The organism is Deinococcus multiflagellatus, from assembly GCF_020166415.1.
GTDB classification, from domain to species: domain Bacteria; phylum Deinococcota; class Deinococci; order Deinococcales; family Deinococcaceae; genus Deinococcus; species Deinococcus multiflagellatus.
Map to the genome: position 1 here is coordinate 49,681 of NZ_JAIQXV010000007.1, position 22,704 is coordinate 72,384.

19 protein-coding genes and 1 riboswitch are annotated in these 22,704 nt (G+C 69.4%); of the genes, 11 read left to right on the top strand and 8 right to left on the bottom strand.

Annotation, left to right across the window (positions count from 1 at the left end; all coding sequences use genetic code 11):
- Positions 1-277: 277 nt before the first annotated feature.
- Positions 278-721, bottom strand: coding sequence for an OsmC family protein (locus tag K7W41_RS10345; protein WP_224607728.1), 444 nt, complete (start codon positions 719-721; stop codon positions 278-280).
- A gap of 138 nt (positions 722-859) precedes the next feature.
- Between K7W41_RS10345 and K7W41_RS10350 the strand changes: the two genes are divergently transcribed.
- From K7W41_RS10350 to K7W41_RS10360, 3 genes are all read left to right on the top strand, one after another.
- On the top strand, positions 860-2,959 hold the full coding sequence (locus K7W41_RS10350) for a S9 family peptidase (RefSeq protein WP_224607731.1): 2,100 nt from the start codon (positions 860-862) through the stop codon (positions 2,957-2,959).
- Between the two features lie 108 nt (positions 2,960-3,067).
- A complete protein-coding gene (locus K7W41_RS10355) occupies positions 3,068-3,892 on the top strand; it encodes an alpha/beta hydrolase (protein WP_224607734.1) in 825 nt (274 codons plus the stop codon).
- A gap of 236 nt (positions 3,893-4,128) precedes the next feature.
- On the top strand, positions 4,129-4,926 hold the full coding sequence (locus K7W41_RS10360) for a M12 family metallopeptidase (protein ID WP_224607737.1): 798 nt from the start codon (positions 4,129-4,131) through the stop codon (positions 4,924-4,926).
- Positions 4,927-5,130: 204 nt separating this feature from the next.
- Here the strand turns inward: K7W41_RS10360 and crtI are convergent, their stop codons facing one another.
- From crtI to K7W41_RS10375, 3 genes are all read right to left on the bottom strand, one after another.
- A complete protein-coding gene (crtI, locus tag K7W41_RS10365) occupies positions 5,131-6,819 on the bottom strand; it encodes a phytoene desaturase family protein (protein WP_224607740.1) in 1,689 nt (562 codons plus the stop codon).
- Positions 6,820-6,882: 63 nt separating this feature from the next.
- Positions 6,883-7,716 carry a phytoene/squalene synthase family protein gene (locus K7W41_RS10370; RefSeq protein WP_224607744.1) on the bottom strand — a complete coding sequence of 278 codons (834 nt, stop codon included), beginning with the start codon at positions 7,714-7,716 and terminating at the stop codon, positions 6,883-6,885.
- Between the two features lie 118 nt (positions 7,717-7,834).
- Positions 7,835-8,530, bottom strand: coding sequence for a class I SAM-dependent methyltransferase (locus K7W41_RS10375; RefSeq protein ID WP_224607747.1), 696 nt, complete (start codon positions 8,528-8,530; stop codon positions 7,835-7,837).
- A 53-nt stretch (positions 8,531-8,583) separates the two neighbouring features.
- Here K7W41_RS10375 and K7W41_RS10380 point away from each other — a divergent pair, with 53 nt between their 5' ends.
- The 3 genes from K7W41_RS10380 to K7W41_RS10390 all read left to right on the top strand — a co-directional run bounded on the left by K7W41_RS10380 (position 8,584) and on the right by K7W41_RS10390 (position 10,843).
- Entirely contained in the window at positions 8,584-9,429 is an 846-nt protein-coding gene (locus K7W41_RS10380; protein ID WP_224607749.1) for a phage holin family protein, read from the top strand.
- Positions 9,429-10,073 (top strand): hypothetical protein, encoded by a 645-nt coding sequence (locus K7W41_RS10385; protein ID WP_224607752.1) that lies wholly within the window; start codon positions 9,429-9,431, stop codon positions 10,071-10,073. Before K7W41_RS10380 ends, K7W41_RS10385 begins: the two co-directional genes overlap by 1 nt.
- Positions 10,074-10,444: 371 nt before the next feature.
- Positions 10,445-10,843: a Fur family transcriptional regulator gene (locus K7W41_RS10390; RefSeq protein ID WP_224607754.1), complete on the top strand. Its 399-nt coding sequence runs from the start codon at positions 10,445-10,447 to the stop codon at positions 10,841-10,843.
- 295 nt (positions 10,844-11,138) lie between these two features.
- Here K7W41_RS10390 and K7W41_RS10395 read toward each other — a convergent pair whose 3' ends face one another.
- Both K7W41_RS10395 and K7W41_RS10400 read right to left on the bottom strand, forming a co-directional pair.
- The gene (locus K7W41_RS10395) at positions 11,139-11,729 is read right to left on the bottom strand and encodes a hypothetical protein (protein ID WP_224607757.1); all 591 of its coding nucleotides are present in this window, start codon (positions 11,727-11,729) and stop codon (positions 11,139-11,141) included.
- A gap of 253 nt (positions 11,730-11,982) precedes the next feature.
- Positions 11,983-14,034: a zinc metalloprotease gene (locus K7W41_RS10400; protein ID WP_224607760.1), complete on the bottom strand. Its 2,052-nt coding sequence runs from the start codon at positions 14,032-14,034 to the stop codon at positions 11,983-11,985.
- Positions 14,035-14,346: 312 nt separating this feature from the next.
- Positions 14,347-14,440: riboswitch (SAM riboswitch) on the top strand.
- A gap of 149 nt (positions 14,441-14,589) precedes the next feature.
- Between K7W41_RS10400 and K7W41_RS10405 the strand changes: the two genes are divergently transcribed.
- The 3 genes from K7W41_RS10405 (at position 14,590) to K7W41_RS10415 (ending at position 18,467) form a co-directional block, all read left to right on the top strand.
- Positions 14,590-15,936 carry an O-acetylhomoserine aminocarboxypropyltransferase/cysteine synthase family protein gene (locus K7W41_RS10405; protein ID WP_224607763.1) on the top strand — a complete coding sequence of 449 codons (1,347 nt, stop codon included), beginning with the start codon at positions 14,590-14,592 and terminating at the stop codon, positions 15,934-15,936.
- On the top strand, positions 15,933-16,979 hold the full coding sequence (locus K7W41_RS10410; protein WP_224607766.1) for an alpha/beta fold hydrolase: 1,047 nt from the start codon (positions 15,933-15,935) through the stop codon (positions 16,977-16,979). The genes K7W41_RS10405 and K7W41_RS10410 overlap by 4 nt, the downstream gene beginning before the upstream one ends.
- Before the next feature lie 165 nt (positions 16,980-17,144).
- Positions 17,145-18,467 carry a glycosyltransferase family 2 protein gene (locus tag K7W41_RS10415; RefSeq protein ID WP_224608130.1) on the top strand — a complete coding sequence of 441 codons (1,323 nt, stop codon included), beginning with the start codon at positions 17,145-17,147 and terminating at the stop codon, positions 18,465-18,467.
- Positions 18,468-19,011: 544 nt separating this feature from the next.
- Here K7W41_RS10415 and K7W41_RS10420 read toward each other — a convergent pair.
- On the bottom strand, positions 19,012-19,893 hold the full coding sequence (locus tag K7W41_RS10420) for a bifunctional 5,10-methylenetetrahydrofolate dehydrogenase/5,10-methenyltetrahydrofolate cyclohydrolase (RefSeq protein ID WP_224607769.1): 882 nt from the start codon (positions 19,891-19,893) through the stop codon (positions 19,012-19,014).
- Positions 19,894-20,013: 120 nt separating this feature from the next.
- Here K7W41_RS10420 and K7W41_RS10425 point away from each other — a divergent pair, with 120 nt between their 5' ends.
- Positions 20,014-20,679, top strand: coding sequence for a TetR/AcrR family transcriptional regulator (locus tag K7W41_RS10425; RefSeq protein ID WP_224607772.1), 666 nt, complete (start codon positions 20,014-20,016; stop codon positions 20,677-20,679).
- A 106-nt stretch (positions 20,680-20,785) separates the two neighbouring features.
- Here K7W41_RS10425 and K7W41_RS10430 read toward each other — a convergent pair whose 3' ends face one another.
- Entirely contained in the window at positions 20,786-21,499 is a 714-nt protein-coding gene (locus K7W41_RS10430) for a hypothetical protein (RefSeq protein ID WP_224607775.1), read from the bottom strand.
- Positions 21,500-21,601: 102 nt separating this feature from the next.
- Here K7W41_RS10430 and proB point away from each other — a divergent pair, with 102 nt between their 5' ends.
- A complete protein-coding gene (proB, locus tag K7W41_RS10435) occupies positions 21,602-22,693 on the top strand; it encodes a glutamate 5-kinase (protein WP_224607778.1) in 1,092 nt (363 codons plus the stop codon).
- Positions 22,694-22,704 lie beyond the last annotated feature (11 nt).

Here is a 22,704-nt window from a genome sequence, read left to right on the forward strand (position 1 = left end):
AGGGCGAAGGACAAGGAGACGCCCAGGTGGAGTGCCATGCCCCTGACAGGCGCAGGAACAAGAGGGCCCGACGAGCGGTCAGGGAACCCAGAGTCGCCCTGGGCCTCAGAGGCGTTGGGGCTGAGGCGGGAGGAATGGGTGTCCTGGCAAGACAGCGGCCTGGACGGGCCGCCTGGCCGGCTGTTGGCCTCCTGAGGCGCGGAGGTCAAAGCGACTTTCAGGTCAAGCGGGCCACGTCAGCCTCCTGGCGGGCCCACCTTCCCTGGGCCAGTGGCCCTCAGCTTTCGTCCAGAATCGCTTCGTGGACGATCTCCACGTTGCCCGCCATCACGCGGCTCAGGGGGCACTTTTCGGCGGCGTCGCGCACGTGGGCCTCAAAGTCGGCCTGATCGCTGCCGGTGATCTTGCCGCGCACCGTCAGGCGCATGGTGCTGACCTTGAAGCCCCCAGCCTCTTTCACCATCTCGCAGGTGGCCTGGGTGTCCAGCGCCTCGATGGTGTGGCCGTGGTTCGCCAGCAGGGCAGACAGCTGCATGGTGAAGCAGCCCGCGTGCGCCGCCGCCAGCAGCTCTTCGGGGTTGGTGCCCTTGCCGTTCTCGAACCGCGTGCCAAAAGAGTACTGCGCGCCGTCCAGCACGCCGCTGCCGGTACTGACCGTGCCCTTGCCGCTTCTCAGGTCGCCTTCCCAGTGGGCCGAAGCCTTCCGTGCAATCTCTGCCATAGCGCCCAGTGTGCGCCTGCCCGGGGCCGCCGCTCTGGTGGCCGGGCTTAAGGTGCGCTTAAGAAAGGTGCTGCGGCTGCCGCTGCGCCGTGCCCAAAGGCGGCCCCCAGCCGGGCGCCGCGCGCCTATGCTGGGCCCATGCCCACTCCGCCGAGCGCGCCCCGCAAGCCCACGCGTCACCTTCAGCACGGCCACGAGCGCCCGGACGACTACCACTGGCTGAAAACCCAGGGCAAGACGGACCCCGAGGTGCTGGCCTACCTGAGGGCCGAGAACGAGTATCTGGCCGGGGTGCTCTCGCCGCTCCAGGCCGAGCAGCAGGCCATTTACCAGGACCTCCTCTCGCACGTTCAGGAGCGCGACGAACAGCCCGAGGTGGTGCGCGGCGCCCACGCTTATTTCACCCGCACCGAGGAGGGGCAGGCCCATCCCCTCTACCTGCGCCGGCCCCTGGGCGGGGGCGAGCCCCAGGTGCTGCTGGACCTGAATGCCCTAAAGGCCGAAGAGGACCTGGCCAACGTGTGGGTGTACGCCACCGCGCCCAGCCCCGACGGCCGGTTCTGGGCCTACCTGCTGGACACCACCGGCCAGGAGGTGTTTGAACTGCGGGTGCTGGACACCCAGACGGGCAAGCTGGCGCACCCGCCCCTGCGCGGCCTGAACGGCTGGGTGCTGGCCTGGAGCAGTGACGGCCGCGCGCTCTACTACGCCACCGACGACGCCACCCAGCGTTCATACCGCCTCTGGCGCCACCTGCTGGGCCAGCCTCAGGCCGGGGACACCCTGCTGGTGCAGGAGGACGACCCCACCTTCCGGCTGGGCGCCCACGTCAGCGAGAACGGGCAGACCCTGCTGATCCGCAGCGCCAGCAACCGCGCCCAGGCGTGGTGGGTGCTGCCTGCCCACGACACCCAGGGTCTGCCCGCGCGGCTGCTGGCCCGCGAGCGCGGCACCGAGGTTCCGGTGCTGACCGACGGCGGCGACCACTGGCTGGCCCTGACCAACCACGGCGGGGCCGACGAATTCAAGCTGGTGCGCTGGCCCAAGCGAGAGGACGGTGCGCCCCTGGCCTGGGCCGACGCCGCCGACGTGCTGCCCTACGACGAAGGGCGTCACCTGCAGAATCTCCATCTGTTCCAGGATCATCTGCTGCTGGCCGGGCGCGAGGACGGCTTCACGGCGCTGTGGGTCCTGCGCCGCGAGGCGGGCGGCTACGGCCCCGCCCAGCGCGTGCCCTTTCCCGAGGCCAGCGTGACCGTGGGCATCGGCCCGAACTACGTCTACGACCGCCCCACGGCCCGTATCACCCACACCAGCCTGACCCGGCCGCTGGAACACCTGGACCTGAACCTGGAGACGCTCGAAACCACCCTGGTCAAGGCCACCCCGGTGCCGCACTACGACCCGGCCCTGTACGTCAGCGAGCAGGTGTGGGCCACGGCGCCAGACGGCGAGCGCATTCCGGTCAGCCTGCTGCGCCGCCGCGACACGCCGCTGCCCGCCCCCACGCTGCTCTACGGGTACGGCAGCTACGGCTACAGCATCAATCCCACCTTCGTGGCGGGGCGCCTGCCGCTGGTGGACCGGGGCTGGGTGTGGGCCATCGCGCACATCCGGGGCGGCGCGGAGCGGGGCCGCCGCTGGTACGACGGGGGCCGCCTGGGCCACAAGATGAACACCTTTACGGACTTCATCGCGGCGGGCGAGGCGCTGCGTGACCAAGGGGTGGCGCGCGAACTGGTGGCGATGGGCCGCAGCGCCGGCGGCCTGCTGATGGGCAGCGTGGTCAACCTGCGCCCGGACCTGTGGACGGCGGCCTCGGTGGGCGTGCCGTTCGTGGACGTGCTGAGCACCATGCTGGACGACACCATTCCCCTCACCACCGCCGAATACGACGAGTGGGGCAACCCCAACCGCCCCGAGGACTACGCGGTCATGGCGGCGTACAGCCCCTACGACAACCTGAAAGCAGGGCGCTACCCCCACCTGTTCGTCAGCACCGGCCTGAACGATCCCCGGGTGGCCTACTGGGAACCGGCCAAGTACGCGGCGCGCGTGCGGACCCTGGCGGCGCCCGGGAGCGGCGTGGTGGTCCTGAAAACCATCATGGGGGCTGGGCACGGCGGCTCCAGCAGCCGCTACGAGGCGCTGAACGAACTGGCCGAGGAATACGCTTTCCTGCAAGCGGCGGTGCAGGGCCGGCTGGACAGCGGCCTGGGTGCGGGGCCACTGGACTGAGCCCGGCCGCCGGGGGGGCCGCCCGTCGCGCCTGGGCTGGCTGGGGGGTTTACGGCGGCCACGCGCCGCAGCTGGGCAGGGGCCGCGCCCCAGGCTTAGACTCGGTGCATGCAAAGTCAGAGCTGGACGGTGCCCGGGGCGCCCGTCGAAGGGTATGTGTGGCCTGCACCCCAGGCCCGGGCGGCGGTGCTGCTGGCCCACGGGTTTGGGGAGTATGCCGGGCGGTACGTGGAGCGCTACCACGCCCTGATCCCCACCCTGGTTGGGGCCGGGTTCACGGTGTATGCCTACGACCAGCGCGGCCACGGGCGCTCGGCCGGGCGGCGGGCCGTGGTGGACCTCTTTGCGCTCGTCGAGGACCACCTGAAGGCCAGAGAAGCGCTGCGCAGCCTGTCCGGGCCGCTGTTTTTGCTGGGGCACTCCATGGGCGGGCTGGTCACGGCCGCCAGCGTGGCGCGTGACCCCCGGGGCGTCAGCGGCGTGGTGTTGACCAGTCCGGCCCTGCTGGTGGGCGAAAACGAGCGGCCCTGGCTCAAGCGGCTGGCCCCACTGGTGGCGCGCGTGGCCCCGGGCCTGAAAACCACCGCGCTGCCCACGGGGGGCCTGTCGCGGCTGGCCGAGGAAGTCAGCGCCTACGAGGCCGACGAAACCATGTACCACGGCCACGTGCCGGCCCTGACCGGCGCGAGCATGCTGCGCCTGAGCGGCAGCCTGTGGCCGCACTATCCGCGCTGGACGGTGCCCACGCTGGTGGTGCACGGCAGCGAGGACCAGTTGACGGACCCCCGGGGCAGCCAGCGCTTCCTGGAGGCGCTGGGGGCGCAGGACAAGACCTTCCACCATGTGCAGGGCGGGTACCACGAACTGCTCAACGACGAGCCCCGCGAGGAGATCCGCCGGTTGATCGTGGACTGGTTGCAGGCCCGGGTGTAGCCGGCCGGCGTGGGGTGAGGAAGGTGCACCGGGGAGCCCTACGCCAGTGCAGGGCTCTGTCTTTCCATCTGCCGCCTTTTCGCTCTTGATGAAGTCCATATGAGAACTGATAGTGGCGCTTGCTTTTCAAATTTGTCGTTCTAGACAAATGGGCTGCGTTTGCTGGCTCCTTCTCTTTACAGCCCGACTCAGCAACCTCTAATATCGCTGAACCACACAACGGAGGTGCGTTACCCATGCCAAGATCCACGCCGGTTCTGCTGCTGTCCCTTTTCCTTGCCGCCTGCTCCACAGCGCCCCTGACCGCGCCTGAGGCCCGGACCACCCCGAACACCCACCCGGCCACGCTGATCATGCCGGACGGCAGCCGTCAGCAGGTCACCGGCTTCGAGCAAGACGGCTACCTGATGCTCGAAGAAGACATCATCCTGGCGCCGCTGGGCCAGCTCTCGCCCCAGGGCACCTACGTGGTGGACACCCGCTACCGCTGGACCGCCCGCACCATTCCCTACACCTTTGCCAGCAACGTGCCCCAGGCCATCCGTGACCGCGTGGCGGCGGCGGCGGCCAACATCCGCAGCACCACCAACGTGGTGGTCACGCCGCGCACGAACCAGAGCAACTACGTGGAAATCACGTACAACACCGGCACCTCCTGCGCGTCCAGCCTGGGGATGGTGGGCGGGCGCCAGACCATCACCCTGGCTGACCGCTGCACCACCGGTTCGATCATCCACGAGTTCGGGCACGCCATGGGCCTGTTCCACGAGCAGACCCGCCCCGACCGCGACAGCTACGTGCAGATTCAGTGGCAGAACATCCCCGCCGACTGGCAGAGCCAGTACCAGATCCGCAGCGGCTCGAAGGGTTACGGCGCCTACGACTTCGACTCGATCATGCACTACCCCGCCTACTTTGACGGCAAGCTGGCGATCAAGCCGCTGAACAGCAGCATTGACCTGAACCGCATGGGCCAGCGCAACGGCTTTTCCACCATTGACAAGAACACCATCAACTTCATGTACCCCCGCTGAGCACCGCGAAACACAGGCCGCCTGGACTTCGGTTCAGGCGGTTTTGCTGTGGGGCAGAGCGGGTGGTGTGAAGGAAGGAGGCTGGCAGCCATGAGGCCCGCCGCAGAGCCTGAGGGTTGGGTAGGGCCGACGCTGCAGATTTCCCCCCAGCTCCTATGACACAGGCCGGGACGCTCAGCCCCGGCCTCCTCGTCTGCACTTCGGTCAGTCGGCGGCGCTTTTCACGCCCTCGCCCAGCAGATCGGGGTGCAGGCCAAAGTCCTGGGCAATCAGGCGGGCCGTCATCTTGGCCGACATCATCACGCTGGGGGTCCCGCCGCCCGGCTGCGCGCCCGCGCCCACGAGGTACAGGTTCTTCACGTCCTCGCTGCGGTTGTGCGGGCGGAAAAAGGCACTCTGGGTCAGGCGCGGTTCCGGGCCAAACGCGTTGCCCAGGTAACTGTCAAGCGTGCCCTCAAAATAGTCAGGCGTAATGAACTCCTGGTGCGTCAGGCGCCCGCGCAGGCCCGGGATGTAGCCGCGTTCATCCAGAAAGGTCAGCACCCGGTCCACCAGCCGGGGGCCTTCCACCGACCAGTCAAGGCCGCTGCCGTTGTGGGGCACCGGAATCAGGGTGTAGGCGGCGTGGTGGCCTTCGGGCGCCAGCGAGGGGTCGGTCAGGGTGGGTACATGCAGGTACTGGCTGAAGTCCTGGCCCAGCACCTTGCGGCCGAAAATCTCGGTCAGCAGGGCCTCGTAGCGTGGCCCCAGGATGATGTTGTGGTGGCGCAGCCCCAGGTCCTCGCCGTCCTTGCGAAAGCCAAAGTAGATCACCACGAGGCTCATGCTCTGGCGGGCGGCCTTGACGCGCAGGTCGCTGTTCACCAGCCGCGCAGGCGCCGGCACCCGCTTGAGGTAGGTGTTGGCCCAGTCGCCGTTGCTGACCACCAGATCGGCGTGCAGCGCCTCGCCGCTCTCCAGGCGCACCCCGCGCGCCACGCGGCGGCCCAGGGGGCGGCGCACCGGGCGGCCCCGGTCATCGGTGACCAGCAGTTCGTCCACCCCGGCCCCGTAGCGAATCTGCCCGCCCAGTTCCTCGAACTTCTGCACAAAGGCCCGCACCAGCGCGCCCGTGCCGCCCATCACATAGTGAATGCCCCAGGTTTTCTCGACAAAGTGAATCATGGCGTAGATGGCCGGCACCGACAGCGGGTTGCCGCCCACCAGCAGCGTTTCAAAGGAGAACACCTGCCGCAGCTTGGGGCTGGCAAAATACTTGCTGGTAAAGGAAAACAGCGTGCGCACGGCGTCGAGTTTCAGCAGGTCCGGAACCACCCGCCACATGCTGCCCATGTCGCCAAAGTGGGTGTAGCCCAGTTCCAGGAACCCGCGCTCGAAAATGGCCTGGGCGTCGGCGTGGAAGCGCTCGTAGCCGGCCAGATCGTCCGGGGCCAGGGCCAGAATCTGGCGCCGGGTGTTTTCGGGGTCGCCGTCATAGTCAAAGAACGTGCCGTCGTCGAAGTAAATGCGGTAAAAGGGCAGGATGGGCACCAGCTTCACGTAGTCGCGGGTGCGGGGGCCGCCGCTGTCGCCTGCCTTGATCCGCGCGTTCGGGGCCAGCACCTGCGCCGGGTAATCGGGGGTGGTCAGCCCGGCGGCGCCGCGTTCCAGGGCAAACAGTTCCTCGATAAAGTGCGGCACGGTGATCACGGTGGGGCCCATGTCGAACACGTAACCGTCCGGCGTGCGCTTCTGGTAGGCGCGGCCTCCGGGGCCGTCCAGGCGCTCCAGAATGGTGGTGTCAAAGCCCAGGCTTTGCAAGCGAATGCCCAGGCTCAGGCCGCCGAAGCCAGCGCCGATAATCACGGCTGTTTTGCGCCGGGGGTGGGTGGGGGAGAGGGTGGTGGGGGTCATGGGCAGGGTGCCTCCCGCTGGGGCATGGCCCCAGGCGACAGAAAATAAGGAAGGGTAGGGGCGTTAAGACAGCGGCGCAGGCGCGGCGCGCAGTTCCCACCACGCCCGGGGCAGCAGCAGCAGTTTGCGCGTGCCGCTCACGTGCGCCCGCCGCCCAAAGTTGTCAAAGTCGCCGCGGGCCAGGTCATCCAGAATGCCCTCGTAGGCGCGGGCGGCGGCGGCCACCGCCAGCCGGGCGCGGCCGTTCAGGCAGGGAATCCCGGCGCGGCCCTCGGCATACCATGTCCGTGCCAGTGTAGAGAGGTGACGCATCAGGGCGCGGTATTCGGGGGTCACCTCGCCGCGTTCCAGGTCGGCGCGGCTCACGCCGTACTCGGCCAGCAGCCCGGCGGGCAGGTACACCCGGCCCCGGGTGAGGTCCTCGCCCACATCGCGCAGGATGTTGGTCAGCTGCATGGCCTGACCCAGCTTCAGGGCGTGGTCTAGGGTGCGCTCGCCGCCCTCATAGCCGCTGATGGGCGCGATCATAAAGCCCACCACCCCCGCCACCCGGCGGCAGTACAGGGTCAGGTCGGCCATGTCGCGGTACTCGCGTGCCTCCAGGTCCATGCGCAGGCCCTCATGCAGCTCGGCAAAGGCCGAGAGCGGAATGGGGTAGGTCTGCGCGGCCCAGGCCAGGGCGGTGTCTATGGGGTGGGGCCCCGGCTGCCCGGCAAAGGCCGCCTGCATGCGCGCCCACCACGCGTCCAGGCCGGCGCGCGCCGCCTCGCCGCTGGCCTCGTCCACAATGTCGTCGCCGTCGCGGCAGGCGGCGTACACCGCCCACACCGCCCGGCGCTGCTGGGCCGGAAAAAAGCGCGAGCCCAGGTAAAAGGTTTTGCTGTGCGTGCGCGTCATGTCCCGGCAGTGCGCCACGGCCCGCTCTAGCGGCGGGGCACGGAGGGAAGAAAAGGTCGCGTCAGTCACGTTGGCTGTCCTTGAGCACCGAGTGTAGGGGGCGGGCGGGCGCGAAACGTCACGCATTCTTACAGAGTTCTTGCGGATTGCCCTCCACGGCTTTGTAGTGGCGCTCAAAGCGCACAGCCCCCACGTTCAGGCCGTGGGTCAGGCGCAGGCCCGGCAGCGCGCGGGCCACCCAGGCGGGGTCGGGAAAGCTCAGGCCGCCCAGGGCGGGCCGGGCCAGGGCCGCTTGCAGGGGCCCGGCCGTGCGGCGCAGGTACATCAGCCACAGCTGCCCGCCGGGGCGCAGCAGCCGCGCCAGTTCGGCCAGCAGCCGGGCGGGGTCGTGGGTCTCGTTGAGGGTGGCGCCCACGGTCACGCCGTCAAAGCGGTGGGCAGGCAGGCCGCTGGCTTCCAGGTTCAGCTGCGCCCACTGGATGCCCAGCCCGCGTTGTCGCCGCTGCGCCTCTTGCAGCATGGGCGCGCTCAGGTCAGCGGCCAGCACCTCGGCGCCCGCGCGGGCCAGCACCCCGGCATAAAAGCCGCTGCTGGTGCCGGCGTCCAGCCACTGCTGGCCCGGCCCCGGGCGGCACAGGGCGCGCAGCAGGGCGGCCTCGCGCGCCAGGGTCAGGCCCGGGGCGCCCAGCAGGCGCAGGGACCGGGCGCGCCAGGCGTGGTAAGCGCGCGCGGTGGGCGGCCACAGGTTGGAGCGCTGCGCCAGGGTCAGGTTCAGATTTTCTTGGTGCTGGGGCGGGCCTGGCATTGCGTTCATTATGCTGGGGGCGTCTGGCCCTGTCCGTGTGCAGGGCTGCGCTGGAGGGAAGCATGGAAGAACGCAAGAGTCTGGGTGGCGCGCTGGTGGAGGTTTTTGACGCCGGCGTGACCCTCGTAAAGGCGGAATTGAGCGCCGTGGCGCGCAAGGCCGCTCAGGTGGCCAAGGCCAAGGGGATCGGCGCGGTGCTGCTGCTGGCCTCGACTGGGCCGCTCATCATGGGGCTGGTCTTTATCATCCTGGCCGTGTTTTACGGCCTGATGCGCCTGGGGCTGGGGGCGTGGGCCGCCGCGCTGCTGATCGCCCTGCTGAGCTTTGCCGTGACCGGCGCGCTGGTCATGATGGGCCTGAAGAAGCTGAGCGCCGAGGTGCCGGGCGACGAGCCCCGTTTCCGGAGGGAGCACATGGACGATACCGACCACGGCGAGCACAGCGCTGAGCACAGTGGGCCCCGCCCCACGGGCCCCCAGGGCAGTGGGCTGCATACTGCGCGCCCCACGGGTGACGCGCGTATGGGCGTGCCGGCCAGCCGCGACAACGCCGAGCGCGACGCCTACAACCCCAACGGTCCCCGCGTAGAGCTGCGCCGCGACCCCACCGAGTACGCGGCGGGCGAAACCCGCGTGATGGGCGAGGGGGGCGGCGTGGCCACCGTGCGGGTGGAGCACGGCACGGTGACGGTGCCGGTGTACGAAAGCAAGCCCGGCGGCGAGCCGCAGCACTACAGCAGCGGCCTGAACAAGAAGATTGACGGCAGCGAAGTGGGCAAGCCCGGCCACGGGCACGGCCACCACCACGACCCCAACCTGCAAGAGCCTGTGGTGCTCAAAGACGCCCCTGGCATCCCGGTGAGCACCGAGCCCACCTTCCGGGGCGACATGAAGCGGGGTGAGCGGTAATGGCCGCTGAGCCCAAGCGTGTCTACATCACCGAACGCGAGGAAGCCCGCGAGCGCCTGAAGGCCAGCGTGGACGCCCTGACGCGCGAAGCCAGCCTGCAGGTGAAGATGCAGCAGGAGCCGCTGAAGATGCTGGGCGGCGCCTCGGCGGTGGGGGCGGTGCTGGGGCTGGTGGTGGGCCGGCAGTTCCGCCGCAGCCGCAAGATCTACGTGGACGCCCAGAGCCCGGTGAAGCACCAGAAGGCGCTGGTCAAGGCCCAGCAGAAGCAAAAAGGTGGCGGCGTGGGGGGCGCGCTGGTGGCGACCCTGGGCACCCTGGCCGTCAAGACCCTCACCGACAAGGTGATTGCCCCGCGCCTGGAAACCCTGGCCGAGAGCCTGATGGCCCGCGCCGGGCAGCCGGAGGGGACCGTGACAGCGGGCAAGGCTTCCACAGTGAGCAAGGCCCCCAGTAAAGCCCCCGCCACCGCGGGCACAGCCACCCTCAGCTACGCGCAGCAGGCCCCGGCCGAGCGCAGCGCGCCGCCCGCCGTGGCCCCGCAGGCGCACGCCGGGCAGGTGCCCACCCCGCCCAGTCAGGTGCAGGCCAAGGCCCAGGGCAGTGACATTGCCCCCGAGGAAATGGCCAACCCCAACCTGCGCTAAACCAGCCCGCCTCTCTGGCCGCCCCGAAGGTGGGCGGCTTTTTAATTGGCTTTTTGATTGTCTGGGGCAGGGGGTGCTAGCCTGCCGCTTATGGGGGTTGCGGATGGCCTGGGCTTCGTTCACCACCGGGCGCAGCCCTGGGTGGCCCACGCTGCGCCCGGCACTGGGCGGCATTGGGAGAATGCAGGGGCTCTTCGTTTCCGGTCCATCCAGGACGGCAGGGGACGCGCCTCTTCAGCTGCGTCTTTCAGGGGCCATGCCCGGCCACCCGTCTTCGTTGCTGCGCCTGCCGGGTGGAAGGTGACCAGTGGCCGGCCGTGGAGGCCTGTGTTGGGTGACCTGGAGAGCGCGTCTGGCGGAAGGGGAGCCCCATGACCGCCGCGCGCAGCACCCGGCAGCGTGACGTTATCGCCCGCGTTCTGCACGACGCCGAGGGCCCGCTGGCCGTCGCCGAGGTCTTGGCACGCGCCCGCAGCGACCTGCCCGCCCTGGGTGTGGCCACCGTCTACCGCACCCTGAAGCTGCTCACCGAGCAGGGCCGCATTCATCCCGTCACGCTGGACGGCGAAACCCGCTACGAGCCCAGCGGCAAAGGCCACCACCACCATTTCAGCTGCACCGCCTGCGGGCGGGTGTTTACCCTGCACACCTGCCCCGTGAGCCTGCCCCGGGGCACGGTGTACCCGGGCGGCTTCGTGGTGGAGTCCCATGAAGTGACCCTGTATGGCCGTTGTCCCACCTGTGCACAGACCGGTGCACCTGCCCGCTAAGAGCCGGATGCAGAGCAGTAGGGGTGCCAACTGCGGCGCCCCCGATTTGATTTCATGGGCGCCGCAGCGTCGCCCTGGCACCGACCCGGTGACGAGCTGCAGGGCTCTCCTGTCCTCTCGCCCCTGTTGGGCTACGCGGCGTCCCCCCGCTCCTGCACCAGACGCCGAGGGGGACTTTGCAGGCCAGGCCGCCTGACCAAGCGGTGGGGCCAATGGGCGCTGCGCGGCATGTTCCTCTACAGCCGCGCAGCTGAGGGAACCAGTCACAGACTTTGTGCGCTTTGTGCGCTGGCCTCTACTTCAGCAGATCCAGCAGGCTGTTCAGGATGTCGGTGTTGGCGGCGTTAATGCGGTAGGGATTGAGGTCATCCTGGCGGTTCAAGCGGTCCACAACCGACCGGCCGCCGGGGATCAGCAGGTACAACACGGCCTGTACGCCGCTGACCGGTCCAGCTGTGCCCACAATCCGGGTCTGCGAAGCCAGCATGCGCGCGCGGTCTTCCCGGCTTTGCATGTTGCTCTCGACGGCGCGCCGCTGCTCCGGGGTCAGGGCCTGCAGCAGGTTGTTGACCGTCTGCTGCGCGGCGTCGGGCTGCAGGGTCGCGTTGGAGGACAGTGGCGCCAGCAGAATCCGCACCTTCAGCTGGGTGTTGGGTGTCAGCTTCACCGTACCGGTGCGCAGCACCTCGCGCAGGCTGAGGTTCAGCAGCATCAGGCGCAGCACCGGCCGCTCATTGAGCGCGACCTGCAGCTGGGCGGCCGTGACCCCCGCGGGGCTGCTGGGCGTCCCCGGACGGGGCGGCAAGGTGGGGCCCGTTTGCGCGGCCACTGGGGCCGACAGCAGCGAGGAGGCCAGAAGCAGAGCCAGAGCGCGGGAAAGGGCCATGGGGGCACTGTACCGAGCCCCTCCGGCGCGCACCGAGGACGGGCTTACCATCTGACGGGAAGCTGAGGAGAAGCGCAGGCGCGTGAGAGTGTCTGCCAGCGCTGGATCAGGGAGTTACGGCGGCTGGAGGGGCCCCGGCCGTCTGCCAGTACACCCGCTGCCCTGCCCAGGGGCAGCTGCCGGCTGCTGATGGCCACACACAAAAAGAAGGACCCCAGCCGCGAATGGCTGGGGCCTGGGGCCGCGCTGGACTTTACTTCTCCAGGCGCAGTTTGCGCTGCATCGCGGTTTCTTCGGGGAAGATCACCAGTCCCTGCTGGGCCTGGAAGGTCTTGCTCACGCGCGGCTTGGCGGCGGCGCTCTGGGTTTGCAGGCCGTTGAGGTTCTCGTACCACTTGTAGCCCTGCACGCTCACGCCGGCCGTCTGGGCCGCACCCAGGACTGCGCGGTAGCCCTGGTGGGCCAGCTGGGCGGCGCCCAGGTAATCCAGCGCGTCGTACTTGGCCTTGGCCTGGGTAAACAGGCTGTCGGCGTTCACGGCGGCCGAGCTCACGCCGCTGACCTTCCCGGCGCGGCGGGTCAGTTCCAGAATGGCGTTGGTGTTGTTCAGGTACGCGGCCGTCAGGTAGCGGTACTGGCTGTCGAGGTTGAACTGCCCGAAGGTGCGCGACAGGTCGTTGTACGACATGATCGTGGCGCTCTGGTCGCCGGTGTTCACAAAGAAGAAGTCGCCGCTGGGCCCGTAGGAGAGGTTCTGCTCGCTGTCGTAGCCGTCGTGCGGGTGCGACAGGCTGAGGTGGTGGCCGGTTTCGTGCACCGTGGTGTCGGTAAAGCCGTAGCCCGCGCCCACCAGATCCGGGGTCAGGAACGAGTACACAAAGCTCTGGGTGCCGGTTTCACCGTCGTCGTAGGCGATGCCCAGCAGGCCAGCCTGGCTGTTCGCGTTGTCGTTGAACAGGTAGATGGGCAGGCGGTACTGCTTGGCGGGCGTGGTCTTGTAGGCCTCGCGCAGCTCTCGCACGCCGTACTGGAAGAGCGCCTCGCCGCTGAAGTCGGCGTAGTTGGGCGAGCAGATGTCGTCGGCCGACACCGGGAAGAAGCACTTGTAGACGTCAGCAAGCTTGCCGTCCAGGGGCGTCTCTTTGACTGCGTTGCTGAACTTGGTAAACGGCTGCAGCACCGAGACGCGGTCTTGCAGCAGCTGCGGCTTGAGCACCGTGCTGGGTGCGGCCGCGCCAGTGCCCTGCTCCACGTGCATGTCCAGCAGGATTTCTTCGGGCAGTTGCGGGGGCGTCAGGGCCGCGCGGTAGATGGGGCTGGGGGTGAACAGCAGGTTGATCGCGGTGTAGCGCGCCACCAGCGCGAGGTCCGGGCTGACCTTGCGCCCGAAGCCAATGCTGGCCTTGCGGGTGCCGTATTCCCAGATGGGGGGCATGCGGTAGTCCGGCGCGCCGTCACCGTCGGTATCGGGGTTGGTGATGTCAAAGGCGCGGGTCCAGGGATCGGGGTTGGCCGACAGGTCGTAGAACCACACGCGCTGCGCCGCGGCCCCCTGACGGGTGCTGCCGCCCCAGGCGATCAGGCGGCGGCTGCCGCGGGCACCGAACTTCGCGCCAGTGTCGGTGTCGGCGGCGTCGGCGCGGGTGTAGCTGTGGAACTTGAAGTCCGGGCGGTCAAACCAGTTCACGAAGTAGATGGTGTATTCGCCGGGCTTGGCGCCCACGCGGCTCACGTTGTCGGCCAGCCAGTTTTCGGTTTTCAGCGCATCAATCTCGAAGTTGCCGGTGATGGGGCGGTTGATGTTGCCCGCCGGGGCCGCGCAGGTGGGGTCTTCAACGTTGGGGTCAGTCTGGCAGTTGTAGCTGCGCTGCTGGACCGTCAGGGGCCTTTCCACGCCTCCGGCCTCTTTGCTTGTCAGGTACTTGAAGAAGTCATCTTCAAAGGCCTGATCAGCGAACACGTAGTTGTAATCGAAATCAAAGGTGTTGCCGGTCTTCTCAATGCGGCCGTAAGAGCTGGGGATGCGGTTGACCGCGTCGTAGGTCTTGGGCAGCGTCTGGCTAAAATCCTGGGTGCTGATCTGGCGGGCCGTGGCCACGCCGCCGGGCGAGGTCTGGCGGTAGCCCACGAACACGATGTTGACCTTCAGCTTGGTGCGTACGGTGTCTTCCTGGCCGGGCTTCAGGGTCTGCAGGCGGCCGAAGTCGGTCTGGGTGCCGGGGGTGGGGGTAGGGGCGGGGGCCGGGTTACACGCGGCGAGCAGGGCGGTACTCAGCACGGCGGTGGCCAGGAAAACTTTGCGCATGGGACTCCTCTGAACAGCAGGTGAAGCGGGAAACCAGCGAGTTGGACACACAGACACTCAAACGGCACAGGGGGTGGTCTGCGCGCCACTCATACACTTATCCGACGCTGCACATGCTAGCGCGTCTGCAGTGGAGGGGATAGCGCGCGCCCGGCGGCCATCACTCGGCGTTCCCCGCGCAGTTGCACCTGAGTGGGGCGGGAGGGTACCGCGCCCCCTGTCTGGACGCCCGTCCCTGATAGAGCCCTGCCCTGCCTTGACCCGCCCCCGCCCGTGCCCTTACCCTGTCAGACAGCTCCCGCGTGGAGTGGCACCCCCTTAAGAGCGCCCGAGAGACCTGGCTCGTTGACGGCGCGGCAACCGGACCTCATCACGTCACGGTGCCAAGGCCAGCCCGCAGGCGGGTCAACGATGACCGCCCGGTGGGATCAAGCGGGAAGGCTACGCGGACGATCACACGCTCAGCGCCCCTTCTCATTCAATCCAGAGCAGGGGCGCGCGCCTTTTTGACCCGGCGCGCCTCCATCCCCACCACTCCCTGAGGAGGCGTTTGTCATGGCGCACCGATTCGAAACGTTGCAGGTTCACGCGGGCCAGAAACCCGACCCCACCACGGGCGCGCAGCAGGTGCCTATTTACCCCACCAACAGCTACGTGTTTCCTTCCCCGGAGCACGCCGCCGACCTGTTCGGCCTGCGGGCCTTTGGCAACATTTACAGCCGCATCCAGAACCCCACCAACGCGGTCTTTGAAGAGCGGCTCGCGGCGCTTGAAGGCGGGGTGGGCGCCCTGGCGGTGGCCAGCGGGCACGCCGCGCAGTTTCTGGCGATCACCAATCTGGCCCAGGCGGGGGACAACATCGTCTCCACGCCCAACCTGTACGGCGGCACCGTTAACCAGTTCCGCGTGACCCTGAAACGGCTGGGCATCGAGGTGCGCTTTACCAGCCGTGAGGAGCGCCCGGAAGAGTTCGCCGCCCTGATCGACGAGCGCACCCGCGCGGTGTACCTGGAAACCATCGGCAACCCCGCGCTGAACGTGCCCGATTTCGAGGCCATTGCCGCCGCCGCCCACGCGCAGGGCGTGGCGGTGGTCGTGGACAACACCTTTGGCGCCGGCGGTTACTTCTGCCAGCCGCTGAAGCACGGCGCGAACGTGGTGCTTCACTCGGCCAGCAAGTGGATTGGTGGGCACGGCAACGGCATCGGCGGCGTGATCGTGGACGGCGGCAACTTCGACTGGGGCAATGGCCGCTATCCCCTTTTCACCGAGCCAAGCCCCAGCTACCACGGCCTGAACTTCTGGGAAACCTTTGGCGAGGGCAACGCGCTGGGGCTGCCCAACGTGGCCTTTGTGATCCGCGCCCGCACCGAGGGCCTGCGTGACCTGGGGCCCACCCTGGCCCCGCAGCAGGCGTGGCAATTCCTGCAGGGCCTGGAAACCCTGAGCCTGCGCGCCGAGCGCCACGCCCAGAATGCCCAGGCGCTGGCCGGCTGGCTGGCCGCCCACCCCGACGTGGCCCGCGTGACCTACCCCGGCCTGAGCAACCACCCCCACTATGACCGCGCCCAGCACTACCTGCCGCGCGGCGCCGGGGCGGTGCTCACCTTTGAACTGCGCGGCGGGCGCGCGGCCGGCGAGGCATTTATCCGTTCGGTGGCCCTGGCCCAGCATGTGGCGAATGTGGGGGACACCCGCACCCTGGTCATTCACCCGGCCAGCACCACCCACAGCCAGCTGGACGAGGCCGCGCAGCACGCTGCCGGGGTCACGCCGGGGCTGGTGCGCGTGTCGGTGGGCATTGAGCACATTGACGACATCCGCGAGGACTTTGCCCAGGCGCTGGCCGCCGCGCTGGTCGAGGGCGACGCCCTGGAGGCCGCCCCCGGAGAGGAGGCGTGACCGCCCTGCCTCGCCCCTCCCCCCTGATCCCCCCGCCCCTGGCCCCGGAGGACAGCCCCGAGCGATGTTCCCCAGCGCCTCGGCGCCAGACCGCGCGCCTGTTCCGGGACGCCCCGCTGCTGCTGGACTGCGGTCTGCCGGTGAGCGACGTGCGCGTGGCCTACCACACCTACGGCGAGGCGCGAGAAGAGGCCACGTTGGTGCTGCACGCCCTGACCGGCACCAGCGCCGTGCATGAGTGGTGGCCGGACTTTCTGGGCCCGGGACGGCCCCTGGACCCCACGCGCGACTACATCGTCTGCGCCAACGTGCTGGGCGGCTGCGCGGGCAGCAGCGGCCCCGGTGAACTGCCCACCCTGCGCGGGACCGACGCGCCGCTGACCCTGCGCGACATGGCGCGGGCCGGACGGGCCCTGCTGGAACACCTGGGCGTGCGCCGGGTGCGGGTGGTGGGGGCCAGCATGGGCGGCATGCTGGCCTACGCGTGGCTGCTCGAATGCCCTGATCTGGTGGAGCGCGCGGTCATCATCGGCGCGCCCGCGCGGCACTCGCCCTGGGCCATTGGCCTGAACACGGCCGCGCGCGCGGCCATCCGCGCCGCGCCCGGCGGCGAGGGCCTGAAGGTGGCGCGCATGGTGGCCATGCTCTCCTACCGCAGCCCGGACAGCTTCGCCCAGACCCAGAGCGGCCTGCGCGCCCCGGGGGTGCCCGCCATCACCTCGTACCTGCACCACCAGGGCGAGAAGTTACAGGCCCGTTTCTGCGAGCGCACGTATCTGGCCCTCACCGGGGCGATGGACGCCTTTCAGCCCACGGACGCCGAACTGCGCACCATCCAGGCGCCGGTGCTGGTGGTGGGGATTGCCAGCGACCAGTTGTATCCGGCGGCCGAAGTCGAGGCCTACGCCCGGCAACTGCCACGCGGCAGCTACTGGCAGCTGGAGAGCGTACACGGCCACGACGCCTTTCTGATGGACCCCGGCGGCCTGCCGGGGCAGGTGGCGGCGTTTCTGGGGCAGGGGGCGGCCCTGCCCTCGGCCTGACCGGTTGCACGGCAGCGCTCCACAGACGCCACCCTCACGCCTGCCCCCCTGCCGATGGGGGGCCCTCTCATGTTCCCGCTGGCGTTCTCAGGGTGAACCGGGCATAGTAGCAGGGTTGCAGCGGCGGCCCCTGGCCGCCCGCGCCCGAGGTGACCCTTGAGATACGTGCTGATCGCCATTGACCTCATTGGCCTGCTCCTGTTTACCCTGTACGCGACCCAGCAACTGCTGAGCGCGGTGCAGCGTCGCCTGCGGCCACCAGAGCGCGAGGACGGCGTGCGCCTGACCTTCTTGATTCCGGCGCTGAATGAAGCGCAGGTGATCGGCGCGACGTTGGCCAACCTGCGCGCCACCGTCCCCGGCGCCCGGCTGGTGGTCATTGACGACGCCAGCGACGACGACACGGCCGACATTGTGGCCCGGGTGGCGGCGCGCGACCCCCTGGTGACCCTGCTGCGCCGCCAGCCCCCTGAAGCGCGCCAGAACAAGGGCCGCGCCATGAACTGGGCGGTGCGCCGTCTGGTCCAGGGGGGCTTTTTCCCGCAGGCGCAGGATGAGGTCATCGTGGTGCTGGACGCCGACGGCCGGGTGGGCCCCGACTTTCCCCGGCAGGTGCGCGGCGCCTTTGCCGATCCCCGGGTGATGGCCGCTCAGGGCTGGATGCGTTTTCGCCAGACGGGCGCCCCGGCGGGCCTGCGCGGCACGCTGGGGCGCACCCTGCTGCTCCAGCAGGACATTGAAGCGTTTATTACCGGCCACATCCAGCGCTACCGGCACCGGGGCGGCACCGCCTCGCTGACCGGCAACGGCCAGTGCATGCGCGTGAGCTACGTGGCCGACCAGCTGGCCCGGGGCGTGGACCCCTGGCCCGAAGTGCTGCTGGAAGACTTTGCCAGCGCCGTGGGAATCCGCCTGCATGACCCCTCGCACCGCGTGGCGGCCCTGACCGCGCATGTCAGCCAGCAGGGCCTGATTGAGGTGCCCGGGTTTATCCGCCAGCGGGTGCGCTGGACGCAGGGGGCCATGGAATGCCTCGCCTACCTGCCCCGGCTGTGGCGCCGCCCCGGGCCGCTGCTGACCCGGCTGGACTTCAGCTACTTCATCCTGGGCCCGTGGCTGAACGCCCTGCTGATCCTGAGCATTGCCAGCCAGGGCCTGCGCCGCGTGTTTGGCTGGGAGGGCCTGCCGCTGTCCCCGGCCGCTGGTCTGGTACTGAGCGTGCTGCCACTGCTGTTCCAGCTGAACTGGGCCGCGCGCTACTGCCTGGAGCGCCGCCTGCCCTGGACCATGGTGCCGGTGATTCTGCTGGGCTTGCCGGTGTATTCCTTCGTGCTGCTCACCAGCCTGCCGCTGGCCTACTTCAACCACTTCACCGGGCGCCGGGGCTGGTACAAGAGCGTGCGCCACGACGACAGCGAGCCCGAAGCCCCCGAAGACACGGCCCAGGCAGCTTACGCTGCCCAGGACCCAGACCTGTCCTTCCGCTGAGCTGAGAAAGAACAAAGGGCGCGCCTTTGACCGGGCGCGCTTGTTTGTTGTGACGCTCTGGTGGGAACGTGTGATTTAAAGAATCACGTGTGGGCCGCATCCGCGCGCAAGGCCAGGGGCGAGCAGATCTCCCATTTTACTCTGGCTGGATCAGCCTGTGTTGCAGGATGAGGGGAAGCGAACCAAGATTGAGCCCACGCCAGTCTTCCAGATGCGGATGAACCCCGGGCGGGCGCCCAGTCAAATTGGGCCGCATTCGGGCGAGCGTCGGCAGGCCGGCGGCATTGCCCTGCAGCACGAAAGTGCCTGTGCCGTTGTCTTCCCGAAAGTCAATGGCTGCGCTGGCTTCCCAAACCTCATCTGGCCCTCGGCCTTTACGGGACTGCGGTGCTGTCAATTGCTGAGGCTAAGCCCTGCACCCTGTCGACGGCGGCGTTTCGGGCCTTGGGTCAGCGCAGCCAAGAGAAGGAAGAAGGTCCTGCCTGGGGAGAGGGATGAACCCTGGGGCAGCTGTGAAACCGGCCAGGGCCTCCCATCCCACCGCCTATTCCACCGGCTCGCCGCGCTGCAGCTTTACGGCGCGCACCAGATTCTGGTACATCAGGGCGCTGGTCAGGGGGCCCACGCCGCCGGGCACGGGTGTCTGGGCCTGCACGGGCAGATTGGCCTGGGCGTCACCCACCACGCCGCCAGGCTGCACGTTGATGCCCGCGTCAATCACCACATGGTGCGGCTGTACGTGCTCGGCGCGCAGCAGCCCCGCGCGGCCCACGGCCACCACCACGGCGTCCTGGGGGGCCAGCACGGTGCCCAGATCGCGCGTATGTTCGTTGCACAGCGTCACCGTCACGCCCCGGTTGTTCAGCATGAAGGTCAGGGGCCGGCCCACGGTGCGCCCCGGGCCAATCACCGCCACCCGGCGCCCCCGCAGATCGTCGCCCAGGGCCGAGCGCAGCAGAAAGCGCACCGAGCGCGGCGTGGGGGGCAGCAGCGCCTCGCTCTCGCGCCCGGCGGCAATCAGGGCGAGGTTGGCCGGGCTCAGGCCCTCAATGTCCTTGCGGGCGGTCAGGCGCAGCAGGGCGGCGTCGGCGTCCAGGCCCGGGGCCAGGGGCAATTCCAGCATGATGCCCTGCACCTGGGGGTCGGCCGACAGCTCATCGAGCGTGTCGTGCAGCGCGGCCTGGGCAGGCTCAGGGCCCAGGTCGCGCACACTCAGGTGCACGCCGAGGCGCTCGGCCCGGCGGGCCTTGCTGTCCACGTACACCCGCGACGCCGGGTCGCCGGACGCCAGCACGCTCACCAGATGGGGCCGGAAATTCCAGGCCTGCAGCGCGGCGCGCACGCCCGCGGTGACCCCGTCGGCCAGGGCCTTACCGGCCAGGAGATGGGGCGGGGGGGCAGGGGCAGCAGGGTCAGGTCTGGGCATGGGCAGGTCCGTTTCAGGCAGGAGTGTACCCCGCCGCGCCCGGACGCTGGGTCCCCGGGGGGGGGATAGCGTGAACTCGTTCACAGCGGTACTGACCGCAGGCCACTATGGTTTCGTTTGATGTCAAGCACTTCAACCCGCCCCGCCCGCGCCCGCAGCGCCGAAGAAAAACACCAGCGCCGCTACGATATCCTGCGCGCCGCCGAACGGCTGTGGACCGCCGCCAGCTACGCCGAACTCAGCATGAACCAGGTGGCGCGCGAGGCTGGTCTGGCCAAGGGCACCCTGTACCTGTATTTCGACACCAAAGAAGAGCTGTTTCTGGCGCTGCTGGGCGAGCACCTGCACCGCTGGATCGGCGCCACCGCCGAACTGTTTACCGAGCGCCGCCCGCGCAGCCCCGAACAGGTCGCGGCCGTGCTGCTGCACCACGCCGAGCACCTGACCCCGCTGCGCCGGTTGCTGGTGCTGCTGGGCACCGTGCTGGAGCGCAACGTGCGCCCCGAACTGGCCCTGGAATTCCGCCGCGACCTGGACCTGCAGCTGCGCCGGCTGGTGGCCCACATGCCCTACGACCCAGACACCGCCATGCGCGTGCTGCGCCACCTGTACGCCATGACCATCGGCTGGCAGCAGCTCAGCGAGTCGCTGCCCGGCAGCGATCCCGTGACCGCCCAGCCGCGCGGGCCCCAGGACAGCGGCCTGTACAGCGAATTTGAGCTGGCCCTGCGCGCCATCTTGCACCAGCTGACCCCCAGCGAGCCCCTGGCCGCCACCGCCAGCTAACGCCCGCTCATTTCGGCCTCCGCTGGAATCGGTTACAACCTCGGTATCAACAAAGAGAACTGGCGCGCAGGGGAAACCCACGCGCCAGTTCGCTTGATCTGCACCTTTACCAGCCAAACTTCCCGGCCCCGGCCTGCCAGTTCAGGCGCAGGGGCCGGGTGACCGCATTCAGGTTCACCCCGGCCGCCGCACAGGCGCGCGCTGCCTGGGGGGGCAGGAGAGGCAGGGCGTACAGCGCGGCGCCCTGGCGGGCCGGCAGGTAGGACACCCCCAGCGTCACCCCGCGCAGGCAGGGGGGCACGCTGCCTGGAAAAAAGGCGGCGTCCCGGATCAGGGGGATCAGCGCCTGTTCGGTGGCGGGGCGCAGGCCGCCGGGCCCCAGCCATGCAAAGGCGCTGCGCTCCTGGCACTGCCCCTGCACACACCACTGGCGGCTCAGCACCAGCAGCGCCTCCGGGCCGCGCAGGTACGTGGCGGCGCGCACGGTGGTAAATACGCTGCCCGTGGGCGCGACGCTGTGCCCACGCCAGTCCAGAAAAAACGCAGTCTCGTCGGTCAGGCGGGTGGAAAAGAGGTTGCGGGTGGCGGTCCAGTCCAGCCCCTCACGGCGGGCCAGGGCCAGCAGCGACTGTTCCCCAGGCACCGGCGTGAAGGTCTGCATGAAGGCCTGCAGCGCCCGCTCTGGGCCCAAGGCGGCTGGGGCCCGGGTCTGGGCGCCCGCGTCTGGGCCGCCCAGCAGCGCCCCCAGCAGGGCTGCCGCCAGCAGCCGGCCCGGCCAGGGGCCGCGCTGGCCCGCGTGGTGTCTTGAACCGCTGATCATCCTGTTCTCATTCTGCCGCAGCCGGTGGGCGGGGCGTGCCGGAAATCCGGCATCTGCACAGCGGGGCCGGGCGGTGCGGGCGCGCCGCGTATGCTGGCGCCTGTGCGTGTTGTTCTGAAACTGGGCACGAGTGTGCTGACGGCCGGCACTGACCGCCTGCACCGCCCCCGACTGGTGGACCTGATGCGGGGGCTGGCCGCCGTGCGGCTGGCCGGGCACGAGGCGGTGCTGGTCACCAGCGGCGCGGTGCTGGCTGGCTGGGAGGCGCTGAACTTTCCCCCCAGAACCCGCACCCTGGCCGAAAAGCAGCTGCTGGCCGCTGTGGGCCAGGGCCGCCTGATGCACCTGTACGCGCAACTGGCCGATCTGTACGGCCTGAACGTGGCCCAGGTGCTGCTGACCGCCGACGATTTTCGCAGCCGCACCCGGTACCTGAACGCCCGCACCACCCTGACCGGCTGTCTGGCGCGCGGGGTGCTGCCCATCATCAACGAGAACGACGCCGTGGCCCTGGAACAGCTGAAGGTGGGCGACAACGACACCCTGTCGGCCTTTGTGGCCAACCTCGTGGAGGCCGACCTGCTGGTGATCCTGACCGACGCCCCGGGCCTGTACACCGCCGATCCCCGCCTGGACCCGCACGCCACCCTGATTCCGGTGGTGGAGCGGGTGACGCCGGAGGTCTGGGCGCTGGCGGGCGGCGCGGGTTCGCACCGGGGCACCGGCGGCATGCACACCAAGATTCAGGCCGCCGAGATTGCCACCCGCGCCGGCACCCCGGTGGTGATTGCGCCCGGCGACGCCCCCGACGCCCTGGCGCGCATCGTGGCGGGCGAGGCGCTGGGCACCCGCTTTCAGGCGCACGGCTCGCGCCTGGAGGCCCGGGGCCGCTGGATTCTGGCCGAGGTGGCCGCCGGCAGTCTGCACTTGGATGCCGGCGCCGCGCAGGCCGTGCGCGAGCGGGGCGCGAGCCTGCTACCCGCCGGCATCACGGCGGTGGAGGGCCGCTTTGAGCGCGGCCACACCGTGCGCCTGCTGGGCCCGGACGGTGCCGATCTGGCCCGGGGGCTGGCCCGCTACGCCTCGGGGGACCTGAGCCGGCTTGCGGGGCGGCACTCGCGCGATATCGAGGCGGTGCTGGGCTACTCCCACGGCCCCGAAGCGGTGCACCGCGACGATCTGGTGCGGCTGTAGCGCGCCTATAC

Excerpts from the sequence above, each read along its gene's own strand:
- K7W41_RS10385 (WP_224607752.1), top strand. The coding sequence starts at position 9,429 with ATGGCCGCTGAGCCCAAGCGTGTCTACATCACCGAACGCGAGGAAGCC.
- K7W41_RS10395 (WP_224607757.1), bottom strand. The coding sequence starts at position 11,729 with ATGGCCCTTTCCCGCGCTCTGGCTCTGCTTCTGGCCTCCTCGCTGCTG.
- K7W41_RS10355 (WP_224607734.1), top strand. The coding sequence starts at position 3,068 with ATGCAAAGTCAGAGCTGGACGGTGCCCGGGGCGCCCGTCGAAGGGTAT.
- K7W41_RS10400 (WP_224607760.1), bottom strand. The coding sequence starts at position 14,034 with ATGCGCAAAGTTTTCCTGGCCACCGCCGTGCTGAGTACCGCCCTGCTC.
- K7W41_RS10360 (WP_224607737.1), top strand. The coding sequence starts at position 4,129 with ATGCCAAGATCCACGCCGGTTCTGCTGCTGTCCCTTTTCCTTGCCGCC.
- K7W41_RS10390 (WP_224607754.1), top strand. The coding sequence starts at position 10,445 with ATGACCGCCGCGCGCAGCACCCGGCAGCGTGACGTTATCGCCCGCGTT.
- crtI (WP_224607740.1), bottom strand. The coding sequence starts at position 6,819 with ATGACCCCCACCACCCTCTCCCCCACCCACCCCCGGCGCAAAACAGCC.
- K7W41_RS10420 (WP_224607769.1), bottom strand. The coding sequence starts at position 19,893 with ATGCCCAGACCTGACCCTGCTGCCCCTGCCCCCCCGCCCCATCTCCTG.
- K7W41_RS10405 (WP_224607763.1), top strand. The coding sequence starts at position 14,590 with ATGGCGCACCGATTCGAAACGTTGCAGGTTCACGCGGGCCAGAAACCC.
- K7W41_RS10380 (WP_224607749.1), top strand. The coding sequence starts at position 8,584 with ATGGAAGAACGCAAGAGTCTGGGTGGCGCGCTGGTGGAGGTTTTTGAC.
- K7W41_RS10370 (WP_224607744.1), bottom strand. The coding sequence starts at position 7,716 with ATGACGCGCACGCACAGCAAAACCTTTTACCTGGGCTCGCGCTTTTTT.
- K7W41_RS10350 (WP_224607731.1), top strand. The coding sequence starts at position 860 with ATGCCCACTCCGCCGAGCGCGCCCCGCAAGCCCACGCGTCACCTTCAG.
- K7W41_RS10375 (WP_224607747.1), bottom strand. The coding sequence starts at position 8,530 with ATGAACGCAATGCCAGGCCCGCCCCAGCACCAAGAAAATCTGAACCTG.
- K7W41_RS10430 (WP_224607775.1), bottom strand. The coding sequence starts at position 21,499 with ATGATCAGCGGTTCAAGACACCACGCGGGCCAGCGCGGCCCCTGGCCG.
- K7W41_RS10345 (WP_224607728.1), bottom strand. The coding sequence starts at position 721 with ATGGCAGAGATTGCACGGAAGGCTTCGGCCCACTGGGAAGGCGACCTG.
- K7W41_RS10425 (WP_224607772.1), top strand. The coding sequence starts at position 20,014 with ATGTCAAGCACTTCAACCCGCCCCGCCCGCGCCCGCAGCGCCGAAGAA.